We start from the raw sequence: 313 nt of genomic DNA, 5'->3' as shown, positions 1-313 counted from the left end.
GGGACTGCGGACAAAAAGTTGGACCGTTGAGGTCCGGAACGGAGTCCGCATGGCATACAGTAGGAGAATGGTGGAGAGGGCCAGGGCGCTTCGCGGCGCCGGGCTCACCGTCATGGAGATAACCGAGATACTCGGCGGGCCCGGCAAGACGTCCGTCTGGCGCTGGATCAGGGACGTGCGCAAGCCCGCGGGAAGGGCCGGTGGAGGAATGGACCTGCCGCGACTCGTCGGGGACGGCCCCGACTACCCCGACATCGACCCGGAGGACAAGGACGCCCTGATCGAGCGGCTCAGGCTCGAGAACGCGGTGCTG

1 protein-coding gene is annotated in these 313 nt (G+C 67.1%); it reads left to right on the top strand.

Annotation, left to right across the window (positions count from 1 at the left end; all coding sequences use genetic code 11):
• Window positions 1-49: 49 nt before the first annotated feature.
• Window positions 50-313 (top strand): hypothetical protein (locus ACQRAQ_RS08665; protein ID WP_427794563.1); only part of this gene is annotated, 264 nt, incomplete at its 3' end.

The sequence above is a fragment of the Collinsella sp. SGI.178 genome, from assembly GCF_050313495.1.
Taxonomy (GTDB): Bacteria; Actinomycetota; Coriobacteriia; order Coriobacteriales; family Coriobacteriaceae; genus Collinsella.
The sequence above is the reverse complement of the archived record's forward strand: the minus strand, read 5'-3'. Positions and strand labels throughout refer to the sequence as shown.